This window comes from Mesorhizobium sp. CNPSo 4688, from assembly GCF_057784295.1.
Genome location: NZ_JBWLUY010000001.1, coordinates 232,264 through 247,591, shown reverse-complemented (window position 1 = coordinate 247,591; position 15,328 = coordinate 232,264). Strand labels below are relative to the sequence as shown.

General features: G+C 63.2%; 18 protein-coding genes. 13 read left to right on the top strand and 5 right to left on the bottom strand.

The features are described from left to right. Positions 1 to 23 precede the first annotated feature (23 nt). Together AC04SH_RS01325 and AC04SH_RS01320 are read right to left on the bottom strand one after the other, a co-directional pair. Entirely contained in the window at positions 24 to 1,310 is a 1,287-nt protein-coding gene (locus AC04SH_RS01325; RefSeq protein WP_488573647.1) for a dihydroorotase, read from the bottom strand. Next, positions 1,307 to 2,272, bottom strand: a complete 966-nt coding sequence (locus tag AC04SH_RS01320; protein ID WP_023806087.1) for an aspartate carbamoyltransferase catalytic subunit — start codon at positions 2,270 to 2,272, stop codon at positions 1,307 to 1,309. The genes AC04SH_RS01325 and AC04SH_RS01320 overlap by 4 nt, the downstream gene beginning before the upstream one ends. Positions 2,273 to 2,430: 158 nt before the next feature. Here AC04SH_RS01320 and AC04SH_RS01315 point away from each other — a divergent pair, with 158 nt between their 5' ends. From AC04SH_RS01315 to AC04SH_RS01305, 3 genes are all read left to right on the top strand, one after another. Beyond that, positions 2,431 to 4,059 carry a DNA alkylation response protein gene (locus AC04SH_RS01315; protein WP_488573646.1) on the top strand — a complete coding sequence of 543 codons (1,629 nt, stop codon included), beginning with the start codon at positions 2,431 to 2,433 and terminating at the stop codon, positions 4,057 to 4,059. A gap of 128 nt (positions 4,060 to 4,187) precedes the next feature. Further along, positions 4,188 to 4,811, top strand: a complete 624-nt coding sequence (locus AC04SH_RS01310; protein ID WP_488573645.1) for a hypothetical protein — start codon at positions 4,188 to 4,190, stop codon at positions 4,809 to 4,811. Next, positions 4,811 to 5,152, top strand: coding sequence for a DUF6105 family protein (locus AC04SH_RS01305; RefSeq protein ID WP_488573644.1), 342 nt, complete (start codon positions 4,811 to 4,813; stop codon positions 5,150 to 5,152). The genes AC04SH_RS01310 and AC04SH_RS01305 overlap by 1 nt, the downstream gene beginning before the upstream one ends. Here the strand turns inward: AC04SH_RS01305 and ruvX are convergent. Then, positions 5,070 to 5,576: a Holliday junction resolvase RuvX gene (ruvX, locus tag AC04SH_RS01300; RefSeq protein WP_488573643.1), complete on the bottom strand. Its 507-nt coding sequence runs from the start codon at positions 5,574 to 5,576 to the stop codon at positions 5,070 to 5,072. The genes AC04SH_RS01305 and ruvX overlap by 83 nt on opposite strands. Positions 5,577 to 5,695: 119 nt before the next feature. Between ruvX and AC04SH_RS01295 the strand changes: the two genes are divergently transcribed. The 9 genes from AC04SH_RS01295 (at position 5,696) to AC04SH_RS01255 (ending at position 12,269) form a co-directional block, all read left to right on the top strand. Further along, positions 5,696 to 6,403, top strand: coding sequence for a metal-dependent hydrolase (locus AC04SH_RS01295; RefSeq protein ID WP_488573642.1), 708 nt, complete (start codon positions 5,696 to 5,698; stop codon positions 6,401 to 6,403). A 44-nt stretch (positions 6,404 to 6,447) separates the two neighbouring features. Further along, positions 6,448 to 6,864 carry a hypothetical protein gene (locus AC04SH_RS01290; RefSeq protein WP_488573641.1) on the top strand — a complete coding sequence of 139 codons (417 nt, stop codon included), beginning with the start codon at positions 6,448 to 6,450 and terminating at the stop codon, positions 6,862 to 6,864. Positions 6,865 to 7,029: 165 nt separating this feature from the next. Then, positions 7,030 to 7,839 carry a radical SAM protein gene (locus AC04SH_RS01285; protein WP_488573640.1) on the top strand — a complete coding sequence of 270 codons (810 nt, stop codon included), beginning with the start codon at positions 7,030 to 7,032 and terminating at the stop codon, positions 7,837 to 7,839. A gap of 114 nt (positions 7,840 to 7,953) precedes the next feature. After that, complete coding sequence (locus tag AC04SH_RS01280; protein ID WP_488573639.1) at positions 7,954 to 8,520, top strand: hypothetical protein; 567 nt, start codon at positions 7,954 to 7,956, stop codon at positions 8,518 to 8,520. 95 nt (positions 8,521 to 8,615) lie between these two features. Then, positions 8,616 to 8,903 carry an Asp-tRNA(Asn)/Glu-tRNA(Gln) amidotransferase subunit GatC gene (gatC, locus tag AC04SH_RS01275; RefSeq protein WP_488573638.1) on the top strand — a complete coding sequence of 96 codons (288 nt, stop codon included), beginning with the start codon at positions 8,616 to 8,618 and terminating at the stop codon, positions 8,901 to 8,903. Between the two features lie 7 nt (positions 8,904 to 8,910). Continuing rightward, on the top strand, positions 8,911 to 9,366 hold the full coding sequence (locus AC04SH_RS01270; RefSeq protein ID WP_488573637.1) for a GNAT family N-acetyltransferase: 456 nt from the start codon (positions 8,911 to 8,913) through the stop codon (positions 9,364 to 9,366). After that, the gene (locus tag AC04SH_RS01265) at positions 9,366 to 10,931 is read left to right on the top strand and encodes an amidase (RefSeq protein ID WP_488573636.1); all 1,566 of its coding nucleotides are present in this window, start codon (positions 9,366 to 9,368) and stop codon (positions 10,929 to 10,931) included. Before AC04SH_RS01270 ends, AC04SH_RS01265 begins: the two co-directional genes overlap by 1 nt. Before the next feature lie 139 nt (positions 10,932 to 11,070). Next, positions 11,071 to 11,472, top strand: coding sequence for a hypothetical protein (locus AC04SH_RS01260; RefSeq protein ID WP_488573635.1), 402 nt, complete (start codon positions 11,071 to 11,073; stop codon positions 11,470 to 11,472). Beyond that, positions 11,472 to 12,269, top strand: coding sequence for a YdcF family protein (locus AC04SH_RS01255; RefSeq protein ID WP_488573634.1), 798 nt, complete (start codon positions 11,472 to 11,474; stop codon positions 12,267 to 12,269). The genes AC04SH_RS01260 and AC04SH_RS01255 overlap by 1 nt, the downstream gene beginning before the upstream one ends. On the opposite strand, the gene AC04SH_RS01250 is transcribed toward AC04SH_RS01255, so the two are convergent. Continuing rightward, the gene (locus AC04SH_RS01250; RefSeq protein WP_488573633.1) at positions 12,218 to 12,961 is read right to left on the bottom strand and encodes a DUF599 domain-containing protein; all 744 of its coding nucleotides are present in this window, start codon (positions 12,959 to 12,961) and stop codon (positions 12,218 to 12,220) included. The two genes, AC04SH_RS01255 and AC04SH_RS01250, sit on opposite strands and share 52 nt — an antisense overlap. Before the next feature lie 44 nt (positions 12,962 to 13,005). After that, the gene (locus AC04SH_RS01245; RefSeq protein ID WP_488573632.1) at positions 13,006 to 13,701 is read right to left on the bottom strand and encodes a cysteine hydrolase family protein; all 696 of its coding nucleotides are present in this window, start codon (positions 13,699 to 13,701) and stop codon (positions 13,006 to 13,008) included. Positions 13,702 to 13,912: 211 nt separating this feature from the next. On the opposite strand from AC04SH_RS01245, the gene AC04SH_RS01240 reads away from it, so the two are divergent. After that, a complete protein-coding gene (locus tag AC04SH_RS01240; protein WP_488573631.1) occupies positions 13,913 to 15,316 on the top strand; it encodes an L-serine ammonia-lyase in 1,404 nt (467 codons plus the stop codon). The last annotated feature ends 12 nt before the right edge of the window (positions 15,317 to 15,328 follow it).

Genomic DNA, 15,328 nt, shown 5'->3' with positions numbered 1-15,328 from the left:
ACGTGCGAAGTGCCGCGATCAGCCTATGCCGAAAACACTGTGCGGCCCGCCACCAGTGTTTGCAAGACCATGCCTTGCAGCCGCGCACCTTCGAAACAGGTGTTTTTCGAGCGCGAACGGATACCGCTTTCGCTGACGATCCAGGGTTCTTCCAGATCGACGACCGCAAGATCAGCCGGAGCGCCCGGCTTCAGCGTGCCGCCCGGCAGGCCAAACAGTTTGGCCGGTGCCGTGGACAGCGTCTCGATCAGCCTGAGCAGCGGCACATCGCCAATGTGGTAGAGCCGCAGTGCCGCGCCCAGCAGCGTCTCCAGCCCGATGGCGCCGGCAGCGGCATCGGCGAAGGGCAGGCGCTTGGTGTCGACATCCTGTGGGTCGTGCGAGGAGACGATGACGTCGATCGTTCCGTCCTTGACGGCCTCGATCATCGCCAGCCGGTCTTCCTCGGCGCGCAAAGGCGGCGTCAGGCGGAAGAAGGTACGGTATTCCCCGACATCGTTCTCGTTGAGCGACAGGTTGTGGATCGCCACACCGGCCGTGACATTGGCCTGGTCGGCCTTCGCCCGCGTCACCGCTTGTGCTGCCATAGCCGTCGAAATCTTGGCGGCGTGATAGGCGCCGCGCGTCAGCCGCGCCAGCGCCAGGTCGCGCTCCAGCGGGATGGACTCGGCCTCGCGCGGAATGCCGGCAAGGCCGAGCCAGCTGGCATAGAGGCCTTCATTCATGACGCCTGCCGAGGCGAGGTCGCCATCCTGTGTCTCATGCGCGATGACACCGCCGAAGTCGCGGGCATAGGTCAGTGCCCGGCGCATCACCAGCGCGCTGGCTATCGTGTGCCGGCCATCGGTGAAGGCCACCGCGCCGGCCTCTCGCAGCAAGCCGAACTCGGTCATCTCGCGGCCGGCAAGGCCCTTGGTGATCGCCGCAGCCGGGAAGATATTGACGATTGCGGTGTCCTTGGCGGTGCGCAGCACGAATTCGACCAGCGCGACATTGTCGATCACCGGATCGGTGTCGGGCATCATGACAACGGAGGTGACGCCGCCGGCCGCCGCCGCCGCGCTTGCCGAAGCAATGGTCTCGCGGTGTTCGCCGCCGGGCTCACCGATGAAGACGCGCGAATCGATCAGACCGGGGATGATCGTCTTGCCGGCGCAGTCAACAACGGTGGCTCCCGCTGGTGCGCCCTGGTTCAGGGCCGCCTTGCCAGCCGCAACGATCTTTTTGCCTTCGACAATAACCGTGCCGACTTCGTCGATGCTGCGTGACGGGTCGACGATGCGGGCGCGCTCAAAGACCGTCGTGCTCATGCGCCACGGCCCTCTGCGTTGCGACGGGGATCGAGCAGCGCTTCCATCACCGCCATACGCACGGCGACGCCCATTTCGACCTGTTCCTGGATGACGCTTTGCGGGCCGTCGGCGATTTCGGACGCGATCTCGACGCCGCGGTTCATCGGTCCGGGATGCATGACCAGCGCGCCATCCTTGGCCGCCTTCAGCTTTTCCGCGTCGAGGCCGAAATAGCGGAAATATTCACGCACCGAAGGCACGAAGGCGCCTTCCATGCGCTCGCGCTGCAGGCGCAGCATCATCACCACGTCGGCGCCTTTCAGCCCTTCGGCCATCGAGCGCGAGACGATGACACCCATTTTCTCGATGCCGGACGGCAACAGCGTCGACGGCGCTACCACCCGCACCTGCGCGCCGAGCGCGTTCAAGAGCATGATGTTGGAGCGCGCCACGCGCGAATGCAGGATGTCGCCGCAGATCGCCACGATCAGCTTCGACAGCGGTCCCTTGGCGCGGCGGATGGTCAGCGCATCGAGCAGCGCCTGCGTCGGGTGCTCATGCGCGCCGTCGCCCGCATTGACCACCGAGCAGCCGACTTTCTGTGCCAGAAGCGCGGCGGCGCCCGCCGACTGGTGGCGGATGATGAGGATGTCAGGGCGCATGGCATTAAGCGTCATCGCCGTGTCGATCAGCGTTTCGCCCTTCTTCACCGAAGAACTCGCCACCGACATGTTCATGACGTCGGCGCCAAGCCGTTTACCGGCGAGTTCGAACGACGATTGCGTACGGGTCGATGCTTCGTAGAAGAGGTTGATCTGGGTGCGGCCACGCAGCGTCGAGGTTTTCTTCTCGGACTGCCGCGAGATGGCGACGGCGCGATCAGCCCGGTCGAGCAAAAGCTCGATATCCCCGGGGGAAAGATCGCGGATGCCCAGAAGATGGCGGTGGGGGTAGAGCGGCAGGGACGAAGCGTCGGTCATCTCAAGGCGCTGCTATAGGGGGGAGAATTCCTTGCCGCAAGCGCCAGCTTGGGATTGCGGCCTTTCTCCCCGGTATTTTCGTCGCGCGCGCGGGCCGGCTTGGGCTATATCTAGCCGATGGCTTCGGATTCGAGGCCTTGCGATCATAAGGACAGTGCGTGACCGACGACGTGACCAACCAGCCGCCGCCGCTGACGGGCGGCAACGCCTGGCGGGGCGATCCGTTGCTGATCCAGCTCGCCGAACGCTTTTCCGATCCGGTGCGCAAGGATCTCGACGGGCTTGGCCGCTTCGTCCTGACGCAGGAAGCGCAGGAACTGGCGCGTCTTGCCAATGTCGAGACGCCCAAGCTCAGGACGCATGACCGCCAGGGCCGGCGCATCGACCAGGTCGAATTCCACCCGGCCTATCATGCGCTGATGCGCCGCTCGGTCGCCGGCGGCCTGCATTCCTCGATCTGGGAAAACGGCGACAGCGAGATCGGCCGCCGCCATCAGGTGCGCGCCGCGCGTTTCTATCTGACCGCCGAGCTCGAGACCGGGCATCTGTGCCCCATCACGATGACCAGCGCGTCGCTGGCGGCGTTGATGGCCAGCCCAAAGCTGTTTCGCGAATGGGCGCCGCGGGTGACGACGCGCAAATACGACCAGAGCCAGAAACCGCCGGTCGAAAAGACCGGCCTGACACTTGGCATGGGCATGACCGAAAAGCAGGGCGGCACCGACGTGCGTGCCAACGCCACACGGGCCGAGCGCGCCGGCAGTGGCTTTTACCGCCTGACCGGCCACAAATGGTTCATGTCGGCGCCGATGTCGGATGCTTTCCTCGTGCTCGGACAGGCGCCGGAAGGGCTTTCCTGCTTTCTCGTCCCGCGCATCCTCGGCGACGGCTCCGGCAACGGCTTCCGTTTCCAGCGCCTGAAAGACAAGCTCGGCAACCGCTCCAACGCCTCCTCGGAAGTGGAGTTCGTCAATGCCATCGGCGAGATGGTCGGCGAGCCCGGCGCAGGCGTGAAGACGATCATGGACATGGTCACCTTGACGCGACTCGACTGCGCCGTCGCGTCGTCGGCGATCATGCGCGCCGGCCTGGCCGAAGCCGTCCATCACACCCGCCACCGCCAGGTGTTCGGTTCGACGTTGATGGAACAGCCGCTGATGCAGCGTGTGCTGGCCGACATGGCGCTCGACGTCGCCGCCGCTACAGCACTCTCGTTCCGGCTGGCGCGTTCTTTCGACGAGGCGGCCAGCGACCGCGGCGAGGCGGCCTTTGCCCGCGCCATGACGCCGGTGGTCAAATACTGGGTCTGCAAGATCGCGCCGGCACTGCTCTATGAGGCGATGGAGTGCCTCGGCGGCAATGGCTATGTCGAGGAAGCACCGCTCGCCCGCTACTATCGCGAAGCCCCGGTCAATGCGATCTGGGAAGGCTCGGGCAATGTCATGGCTCTCGACGTGCTGCGCGTGCTTGGCCGCGCGCCCGGCCTGTTCGAGGAGGTGCTGGCCGGCATCGACCGCGATCTCGGGGCGGGCGGACGCGGCACCATCGGCGTGTTGAAGGCTGCCATGCAGGTCGCAGGCACCGATGAGGGATCAGCCCGGCTGCTCACCGAGCAACTGGCGCTGTCGGCGGCAGCGGCGGAATTGCGCCGGCTGGGGGCGGGGCGGATCGCCGACGCTTTTGTCGAGACGCGGCTCGCCGGCCAGTGGCGCAACACCTATGGCATGCTCGATTCACGCCATGACGCGCGCATGATCATCGACACGCTCTATCCGCCGGTCAACTGACGCCGCCTGCACAGCTTTTCACCGCGAATTTACTGCCGCCTGTGGATGGACGTTAACCTTAACAAATGGTTTCCATTGCAGCGGCGGGCCGCAAAGCCCACTGTCTTTGTCACCAAAGCAGGAATGCCATGCGTGCCATTTTGACCTCTTTTCTGGCCTTGCACTGGGCAGTGGTTTTCGCCCTGCTGGCGTTCATCTGTATGGATGGAAACCGCGGCGTTGCGGGCGCCCTGGGGGTGCTCGGCGTCGTCGTGGAAAACTCCCGTCTGGTCGATCTCGACAACGCTGCCGTCGTGGCGCCGCTGGCCATTGCGCTGCTGGTCGTCGCGGTGCTGTTTTGCTGGGTCTTCGTCGAGAGTTTGGTTAACGCCGCAGCGAGCCCCGACGGAGCCGACAGCGTGGCGCGGACCGCCTTTATTTCCGCATCCGCCGTCTTGTCGCTGATCCTGATCGGCGGCGCCGCGCAAGGCATCAACGGCCTGTTCATGGTTGTGGCCGTGCAACTGGCGGCACTTCTGGCCTCCTATGTCGCCATGCTTGCCGAGCGGAGGTCGGTTTTCGCCGGCGCGGTTTCGCGGGAAGCCGAGAGTCGGGTAACCGCGCATGCCATGGCACAAGGCGCCGCGCACGGGTCCTTGCTGTCGCGCATTTCCGGCCGGCCCGACATTGGTCCCAGAGATGGCGGTCCCAGAGATGGCGGTCCCAGGGATGGTGGCCATAGAGGCGGCTCCAGCCGCAGGGACGGTCTCTGATGCGTACGCTGTTCGCATTGTGGGCCGCTCCGCTCGCTCTGTTCTGGGGCTGGTTCTACCTGTCGCTCAACGACATCAATTTCGGCTACGTCATGCTCAGCCGGCAGCTGCACGATGTCGTGTTCCAGCTCTACGGCCAGATGCTGGGCATCGATCCGGCAATCATTCCGGGCATGGTAGCAAGGGCCTGCGTCTTTGACGGCTTCCTGCTGATGGCGCTGTGGGCGTTCCGTCGCCGCCGCAACATCGCAGCCTGGATCAGGCGGAAGGTGGGGAATCCGGTTCCGGGCGATCGGATGAGCCAAGCGACTGGAGTCGATCTAAAGCTCCCTGCAGAATAAAGGCCGCCGCCGCCGAATCGATCTTGCCGGCGCGTTTGGCGCGCGAGAAATCCATTTCGATCAACGTCCGCTCGGCGGCGACCGTCGACAGCCGCTCGTCCCACAGCACGAAGGGCAGGTCGGTCATCCCGGCCATGTTGCGCACGAAGGCACGCGATTTTTGCGCCCGCGGACCTTCCGATCCGTCCATGTTGATGGGAAGGCCGAGCACGAACGCGCCGACATTGTCCTTTTGCAACTGGGCCAGCAGCGCTGCCGCATCCTGCGAAAACTTCTTGCGCAGGATCACCGGGCGCGGATGGGCAAAGGACAGGCCACGGTCGGAAACGGCGACGCCGATCGTCTTGTCGCCGAGGTCGAGCCCGGCGAGCGTCCTGCCGCCTTCCAGGCGTGCCGGCAGATCCTCGATTGCTATGATGCCCAACGGCCTACCTTCGACAAAAAGCGTGACACGTTCTTTTGAACCGAGAGCATACTATGTCACTTTAATTTCGCAGCCGGCGTTCTATTTTCCGGCGCAACCAAAATCGAGGAACACGATTGATGAAATTGACCTGGTACGGACATTCGGCCTTTCGCATCGAGACATCAGGCGCGACCATCCTCATCGACCCCTATCTCGTCGGCAATCCGTCATGGACGGGCGGCTGGGAGGGACCGGCGGAAGGCGTCACCCATGTGCTTTTGACCCACGGCCACAATGATCACGTCAGCGGCGCCGTCGAAGTGCTGAAGAAGAGCGGTGCCCAGCTGGTCGCCAATTTCGAGATCTGCATGTACCTGGTCGGCCAGGGCGTCGACGGCAACAAGATCAACCCCGGCAATCTCGGCGGCACCGTCGATTGCGGCGCGTTCACCACCACTTTTGTGCAGGCGCTGCATTCCTCGTCGTTTGGCCTCGATGGCGGCCAGAACGTCTATCTCGGCAATCCCGGCGGTCTGGTCCTGCATTTCGCGGAGGACAAGACGCTCTACCACATGGGCGACACCGACATCTTTTCCGACATGGCGCTGATCAACGAATTGCATGAGCCGAAGATCGGCATCGTGCCGGTCGGCGACCGTTTCACCATGGGCGGTGCGGTGGCGGCCCTTGCCTGCCGGCGCTTCTTCCACTTCGACACGGTCGTGCCCTGTCACTTCGGCACCTTCCCGATCATCGACCCGACAGCGGAAAAGTTCGTTGCGGGTCTCGAAGGATCGGATGTTGACGTGGCCTTGCCAGCAATCGGCCAAACGATCACACTATAGAGCGATCGCTTGGACGATCCCTTGTCGTAAAAGAGAATGAAAACATGGGTTTGAGAAGGTCTCTTTGCGTTTCGATGCTGGTTGCGGCGTCACCCGCATCGGCCGCGGAGGACTTCATCAAGGGCGTCTATCTCCAAACCCAGGAGCTTTGTGCGCAAGCCAAAAAGGACACGCTGCAGACGCTGATCGACGCCGGCAATGTCATCTTGTCGGCGGACGGCCTGCAAAGCGTCGAGTATAATTGCGAGTTCGTTCAGGTCACCAAGGCGACGCGCTCGCCGAGCTGGGCGGTCACCGCCATCTGCCAGGAACCGGGCTTTTTGTTTCCCGACGTGCTTTCGATCACGCAGATGAACGCGACGCAAATCGACATCGTCTCAGTGCGCCCGACCGCCGACGAAGGCGAGCAGGCCGGCAATGGCGGCAGCTACTACCTTTGCGACGGCGTGTCCTTGCCATAGAGCAATTCCAGGAAAAGTGTAGAGCGGTTTTCCCTCGGGAATTGCGTAAAACAAAGAGCTGAAATTTGCCGCCGGCGAGATGATGCACGGCACACATCCACATGCTAGCGTGACCCCATGGGGATGCTGAAACGGGTAGGATCGCTTCTGCGGGGAGAGCAGCCGGTGTTCCGGAAGCTCGAACTGCATGTCGCGCATGGCTGCAACCTGGCCTGCGAAAGCTGTTCGCACTATTCCAACCATGCCCATTCCGGCACGGTGTCGCTTGAGGATGCCGACCGCTGGATGGGCCTTTGGAGCCGCCGTGTATCGGTCACCCGGTTCTCGTTGCTTGGCGGCGAACCCACCGTCCATCCGCATTTGCCGCAATTTGTCGGCCTGGTGCGGCGGCATTGGCCGCATACCCAGATCGAGATCGTCTCGAACGGCTTCTTCCTGCATCGTCACCCGTCCTTGCCCACCGTCCTTGCAGCGGACCCGGACGCCCGCCTTGTCATCTCGGTTCATCATGATTCGGAAGAATACCGCGACCGGCTGAAACCGGTCTTCGCCTTGCTGGAACAATGGCGGCAGGAGCACGGTTTCGTCGCCAGGGTGCGTCCGGCGCACAAGAACTGGACCCGGCGCTACGAAGGTTTTGGCGACACCATGCTGCCATTCGAGGACGGCGACCCGCGCGCTAGCTGGGAGGCCTGTCCAGCCCGTCACTGCAAGCAGCTTCTCGATGGGCGCATCTGGAAATGCGCACCCTTGGCCTATCTGCCGATGCAGAAAGCAAAATACCGCCTAGTCGACAAATGGGATCGCTATCTCGCCTATCAGCCACTCGACCCGGATTGCTCGCGCGCCGAACTTGACGCTTTCGCCGCCCTCGAGGACGAAGCCGCCTGCGGCATGTGCCCGGCCAAGGAGCGCCTGTTCGAATTGCCGCTTCCGCTGCGCCTGCCGAAGGCCCGGGCCAGCACCGCGATTTAGGCCTGCAGCACGCGGGCCGGTCGGCAACGGCAGCAGCTATTACCTGTGAGACGGCGTCAATTTGCCTTGATTGTTGACGATCGTCTCTAATGCTGAGGCGGTATGGAGAGCGATGTGAACAGGACCTTGAAGCTGAACGCTGTGCTGGCATGCGCGGTTTTGAGCCTTTTTTCGCTATCCGGAACAGCAACGGCATGTGCAATTCTTCACGAGCAAGATCTGAACTACTTCAGCAATGCGCAAATCGTCGTCCGCGCCAGAATGATATCTTATCAACCGGTATTCGACCCGGAACTCCAGGAACGGCGGCGCAAGTTTCGTGAGGCTCTGAGCAACAATGGCGGTGAGCAACTGGCAGCCAAGCTATCGGATCGTTCCGCCAATAGCATTCGGATCAAGTTCGAGGTTGTAGAAATGCTTTCCGGCTCTCCACCATTGGACAACTTGGAGGGCAACTGGGTCCACTCAACATATGCCATGCCGGAGCACTGGGAAGGGCCGGAAAATGTGATCGTTGGTCTACGCGCTGCCATCGACCGTCACGGGACGCCATTTGTTCAGCTTGTCCAGCAACCTTGCGCGCCGGCAATGATCCTTGAAGATACCCCCGACAACCGGAAAGCGGTCACCGACGCTGTCTCGGCGCAAAGGCGCAAGCACATGGGTTACGTCTTCCAGTAAGGTCTAGCCTGGCTGAGGCGTCAAATGTTGCCCGATATGTTGCGCCCGCCGCTCTGCGCGGCTATAGCGCGGGCTGGTTTTTCGAAGGTTTCAAAATGTCCGTTGATCTGCAGACAGTGAAGCGCGTTGCGCGTCTCGCCCGCATTGCGGTGAGCGAGGAGGATGCCGAGCGCATGACCGGCGAGTTGAACGCCATTCTGGGCTTTGTCGAGCAGTTGAACGAGGTCGATGTCTCCGGCGTCGAGCCAATGACCTCGGTGACGCCGATGGAGATGAAGAAGCGCCAGGACGTCGTCACTGACGGCAGCAAGGCCGCCGACATCGTCGCCAACGCGCCGGCCACCGAAGAGGATTTCTTCCTCGTGCCGAAGGTCGTGGAGTAGGCGGCCGATGGCAATCGAGATCGCCATCGAGACACCGCTGCAGGACGATGTCCGCGCTTTGGTCGAGGAGCTCAACGCGACGCTGCTCGAACTGACGCCGCCGGAACATTGCTATCATTTGACGGTCGAGCAGATGGCCGGCGAAGACACCACTGTCTTCATCGCCCGCGACGACGGGCAGGCCATCGGCTGCGGCGCGCTGAAGCGCCATGACGATACCGTCGGCGAGGTCAAGCGCATGTACACGCGGCCTTCGCATCGCGGCAGGAAGATCGGCGCAAAAATCGTCGAGCGGGTCGAGATGCTGGCGCGTCAAGAAGGATTGAAGCGCCTGGTGCTGGAAACCGGCGACCGCCATCCCGCGGCATGGACCGTCTATGAACGCGCCGGCTTCTCGCGCTGTGGGCCGGTGCTGGATTATCCCGATTCCGAGTGGTCGGTGTTTTACGAAAAGAGCCTTTGATGAGCGAACTGACCCATCTGACGATTTCGCAGGCCCGCGCCAAGCTGCGCGGCAAGGAGATCACCGCCGCCGAGATCACCGAGGCCTATCTCTCGGCCATCGAGCGCGCCAATCCGGTGCTCAACGCCTACATCGTCGTCACCGGCGACAAGGCGCGCGATATGGCCAAGGCCTCCGACGCGAAGCTCGCCAAGGGCGAGGGCGGTGCGCTGGAAGGCATCCCGCTCGGCATCAAGGATTTGTTCGGCACCGAAGGTGTCCACACCCAGGCTTGCAGCCATGTGCTCGACGGATTCAAGCCGCGCTATGAATCGACCGTTACCGCCAATCTGTGGGCCGACGGCGCCGTCATGCTGGGCAAGCTCAACATGGACGAGTTCGCCATGGGCTCGTCCAACGAGACCTCCTACTACGGCCCGGTCGTCAATCCATGGCGGCGCTCGCGCCTCGACACGGTGGTGATGCCGACCACGCATCAGGGCGATGGCGGTTTCGTTTCGGCCGGCGGCACCAAGACCGCACGCACTTTGGACAACGCGCAGCTGGTGCCGGGCGGTTCGTCGGGCGGCTCGGCTTCCGCCGTCTCGGCCTTCCTGTGCGCCGGCGCCACGGCCACCGACACCGGCGGCTCGATCCGCCAGCCCGCCGCTTTCACCGGCACCGTCGGCATCAAGCCGACCTATGGCCGCTGCTCGCGCTGGGGCATCGTCGCTTTCGCCTCGTCGCTCGACCAGGCCGGCCCGATCGCCCGCGACGTGCGCGACGCCGCGATCCTGCTGAAATCCATGGCTTCGGTCGATGCCAAGGACACCACCTCGGTCGACCGTCCGGTGCCGGACTACGAGGCGGCGATCGGCAAGCCGATCAAGGGCATGAAGGTCGGCATTCCCAGGGAATACCGCGTCGACGGCATGCCGGAAGAGATCGAGGCGCTGTGGCAGAAGGGCATTGCCTGGCTGAAGGATGCCGGCGCCGAGATCGTCGACATTTCACTGCCGCACACCAAATATGCTTTGCCGGCTTATTATATCGTCGCACCCGCCGAGGCGTCGTCCAACCTCGCGCGCTATGACGGCGTCCGCTACGGCCTGCGCGTGCCGGGCAAGGACATTGTCGACATGTATGAAAAGACCCGCGCCGCCGGTTTCGGCCGCGAGGTCAAGCGCCGCATCATGATCGGCACCTATGTGCTGTCGGCCGGCTATTACGACGCCTATTATCTGCAGGCGCAGAAGGTGCGCAATCTGATCAAGCGCGACTTCGAGACCGTCTTTGCCGCCGGCGTCGACGTCATCCTGACGCCGGCGACGCCGTCCGCCGCCTTCGGCATCGCCGACGAGGACATGGCCGCCGACCCTGTGAAGATGTACCTCAACGACATTTTCACGGTCACCGTAAACATGGCCGGCCTGCCGGGCATCAGCGTGCCCGCCGGCCTCGACGCCAAGGGCCTGCCGCTCGGCCTGCAGCTGATCGGCCGGCCCTTCGACGAGGAAACCCTGTTCCAGACCGCTGCCGTCATCGAACAGGCGGCGGGAACCTTCCAGCCGGAGAAGTGGTGGTAGCATGCCGCCCCCGTCTCGCATTTCCATCGTCGAGACGGGAGACGAACTGCTGATCACAAACCCACCACGCACCTCGGATTTCAGGACAGGCTTTGTCCTGATCGGGGCCGCGATTGTTGCCTACACCGGCTACATGGGATTGACAGACATTTCGCCCGCGGCGGTCACCAGCGGAACTTTCGGCCTGCTGTCGTTTGTGGCGATCATCGCCCTGTTCACCTATTTCCTCGGCAAGGATTTCATCTGGCTGGTGTTCGGCAAGGAAACCCTGCGGCTGACCGCCGCCGCCGCTGTACGCGACATCAGGGGGTCTCTAGGAAATCGTTCTTCATTGCCTTTGAAAGGGCACCTTAACGTCGAAATCCTCGATCATACCTATCCGACGGACGAAGTCGGGCTGTTGGAAGTCATCCGTTTGACCAACGCGAACGGCACCATTGTTTTCGGCCGGGAGTTGAGCCGTGAGGAGGCGGAGGTTGTGGCGAATGCGATCCAGGATTTCACCGGCCGTCAAAAATTCATGCTGGCGATAGGCAGGTAATGTTCTTCTATCTTTCCAAGATCTTCTGGTTCTTCGTCCAGCCGCTCAACCTGGCGATCTTCCTGCTGCTGGCTGGTTTGCTTGCGGCGCTGATCGGCCGGCGGCGGCTGGCGGCGACAGGCAGTGTGCTCGGCTTCCTGATTCTCGCGCTGTCGGCCTGGTCGTCGCTCGGCGCCATGATGCTCAATCCGCTCGAAGAGCGCTTTCCCAAGCCACCACTGCCGCAGAAGGTCGATGGTGTCGTCGTGCTCGGTGGCGGTTTCGAGGGTGCCATCAATCTGGTGCGCGGTGGTTATGAGCTGAATTCCGGCGGCGACCGCATGGTCGAGACCGCGATCCTCGCCCGGCGCTTTCCCGAGGCAAAGGTGGTTGTCTCCGGCGGCACCGGCGAATTGTTGCTGGAAGGCGAGGGCGATGCGGCGACCGCGCCGCGCCTGCTCGGGGCGCTTGGCGTCAGCGCCGATCGTCTGATGCTCGAAAATAAATCCCGCAACACCTATGAGAATGCCGTCTTCGCCAAAGAATTGGTGACGCCGAAGCCGGGCGAGACCTGGCTGCTGGTGACTTCCGCCTTCCACATGCCGCGCGCCAAGGCGCTGTTCGACAAGGCCGGCTTTCCGACGACCCCGTGGCCTGTCGACTATCGCACCTCGGGAAAGGAAGGCTTTGGCCTGTTCCGCGATAACGCGCCGGATTCGCTGCAGACCACGACCATGGCGATCCGCGAATGGATCGGTCTAGCCGCCTATTGGCTGTCGGGGCGGATCGACCAGCTTTTCCCGGGCCCGGGCGGCTGACCGATCACTGCTTGCCTGGCGGCGGAAAAGAACTGGCGGCGCACCAGCACCGCCAGAAGCAGCAGCGTCGACAGCACGAACACGACCGGGTCGACGAACCAGCCGAGATAGCCGATCGAGAAGAACACAGCGCGCAGGCCTGAATTGAAGTGCTTGCCGGCCAGCATGTTCATGCGCGCCGCGCGCCACACCGCCGTTTCGCTGACCGGATTGTGTGAGGCCTCGCCATGCGGGATCGGCACCGCGCCGATCAGGATCGTGCAGTAGTTGAAGAGGCGGTAGGCCCAGCCGAACTTGAAGAACGCGAAGGCCAGGATCAGCACCAGGCCAAAGACCTTGATCTGGAAGGCCGAGCGCGACGAGGTCGCGTTCAATGGCAGGTCGTTCAGCACGTCAAGCACCCTGTCGGACGCGCCGAGCAGCGCAAAGCAGCCGCCCAGCGCAATCAGCGAACTCGAGGCGAAAAAGGCGGTGCCTTGCTGCAGGCCGCTCATGATGGCGGTGTCGACAATCCGGATCTCGCGCTCGGCCATGGTGCGCATCCAGGCTTCGCGCTGCACATTCATGGCCATCGTCAGCGACACCCGGCTGACCAGCTTGCCGTCGGACGCCAGCGTATGCAGCACCCATGCAAGGAGGAAGAAGGCCAGCGCCGCGAGATCAGCCGTCGACAGATGAAAGGAATCGCCCATGCAGACCTTTTACCACAGGCAAGGCGCGCCTTTCGACGGTTGGCTCAGGCCGGCAAAGGCGCGGCGGCTTCCATGTGCAACGCCTCGACGACGCTGTCAGTCCGGGTGATCCATCCGAAGGCATGCTCGAAATTCCACAGCGTCGACTGGCGATTGAAATCGGGGCCGGAATGGTTCATCGCGTCCTCGACCAGGATCGGCCAGAATTCCAGCATGTAGGCGTCACGCGCGGTGGCATCGACGCAGATGTTGGTGGCGACGCCGGTGAACAGCAGATTTCGGATCTTGCGGGCGCGCAGATGCGCTTCCAGGCCGGTGTTGCAAAAGCCGCTGTAGCGCGATTTGCGAATGATTTGGTCGCCCGGCTCGGGCTTCAGCGCGTCGACGATTTGCCAGTCCCAACTGTTGTCGATCAACAGTCTGCCGGCAAGCTCGGGACGCTCGCGCATCATCACCATCCCCAGTTCCTTGTGATGGTTCGGGGAGGAGGCGTCTCCCGCATCGCTGAGATCGGGCTTGTACGACATCTGGAGGTAAATAACGCTGACGCCGGCCTCGCGTGCCGCCTTGAGCAGGCGCCTGTTGGTGTCGATGGCGGGCGCGGCGCCGGATATGTCGAAGCCAGCGAGGTCGAACATGCCGCCTTTCGACGCAAAGGCGTTCTGCATGTCCACCACGACGACGGCGGTCTCGGCAGGCGCGATGCGCACCGGCTGGGGCCTGGCATTCAGCGTAAGCACGGTTCTCTCCCTCGGCAGACGAGAAACAAACGCTGCGGGCGCACCCCGGGGCGCGATGTTCAGAATAGCCGCGCCGTCATGGTCGAGCAATCAATGTCGCTGCCGGAGCAAACAAGGTCGGCGGGTGCAGCGCTGCGTTTGTCAAAACAGCACAAACATCATGGAAAGTCCTATATGTAGGTCTTGATCTCATTCCTGGAGACGGCGCAGCGTGTTCCTTTCGGTTTTCGACCTGTTCAAGATCGGCATCGGACCGTCGAGTTCGCATACGATGGGACCGATGACGGCGGCGCGGCGGTTTCTCGACGAGATCGCCGGCGATGACTGGCCACGCCCGGCCGGCGTCAAGGTCGATCGGATTGGCGCCAGCCTGCATGGCTCGCTCGCCTATACCGGCATCGGCCATGGCTCGGACCGCGCCGTTGTCCTCGGCCTTGCCGGCCTGACGCCGCAGACGGTCGATCCCGATCAGGCCGATACCATCGCCACGCGCATCGCCGCCGAGAAGCGGATTTCGCCGCCCGGCCATCCCTCCTATCGCTTCGATCCGGCGACGGATCTGGTGCTGGACAGGAAAACGCCCCTCACTGGCCACGCCAACGGCATGGCGTTCTACGCCTACGATTCCGACGACCGGCTGCTGCTCAAGCGCATCTATTATTCCATCGGCGGCGGCTTCGTGGTCTCGGAAGAAGAGCTGCAGCGGATGAAGGTGAAGGGCTCGGTGACGACCGAAGGCAAAAAGGTGCCTTATCCCTTCAAGAACGCCGTCGAGATGCTGAAGATGGCCGGCAAAAGCGGCCTGTCGATTGCCGATATGAAGCGCGTCAACGAAGAGACGCATATGTCGCGCGAGGAGCTCGACAGCGGCCTGGATGCGATCTGGGGCGCCATGAAGGGCTGTATCGACCGCGGCCTGTCGCAGGACGGCATCATGCCGGGCGGCCTGAAAGTGCGCCGCCGCGCCCGCATGTTGCACGACAAGTTGCAGGAGCAATGGCAGCAGAACAAGCCCAACCCCTTGCTCGCCAATGACTGGCTGTCGATCTACGCCATGGCGGTGAACGAGGAAAATGCCGCCGGTGGCCGCGTCGTCACTGCACCGACCAATGGCGCTGCTGGCACGCTGCCGGCCGTGCTGCGCTATTGGCTGCATTTTCACCCCGAGGCTGACCAGCCGAGCATCCGCGACTTCCTGCTGACGGCCGCCGCTGTCGGCGGCATTATCAAGACCAACGCCTCGATCTCCGGCGCCGAGGTCGGCTGTCAGGGCGAGGTCGGTTCAGCCTCTGCGATGGCCGCTGCAGGCCTCTGCGCCGTCATGGGCGGCACGCCCGAGCAGGTCGAAAACGCTGCCGAGATCGCGCTCGAACACCATCTCGGTATGACTTGCGATCCGGTCGGCGGCCTGGTTCAGGTGCCCTGCATCGAGCGCAATGCGCTTGGCGCCGTCAAGGCGGTGACCGCCGCCTCGCTGGCCATCAAGGGCGACGGTGTCCATTTCGTGCCGCTTGACGCGGCGATCGAAACCATGCGCCAGACCGGCCTCGACATGAACGAGAAGTACAAGGAAACCAGCCTGGGTGGGCTGGCTGTCAACGTCGTGGAATGTTGAACACTCAACGCC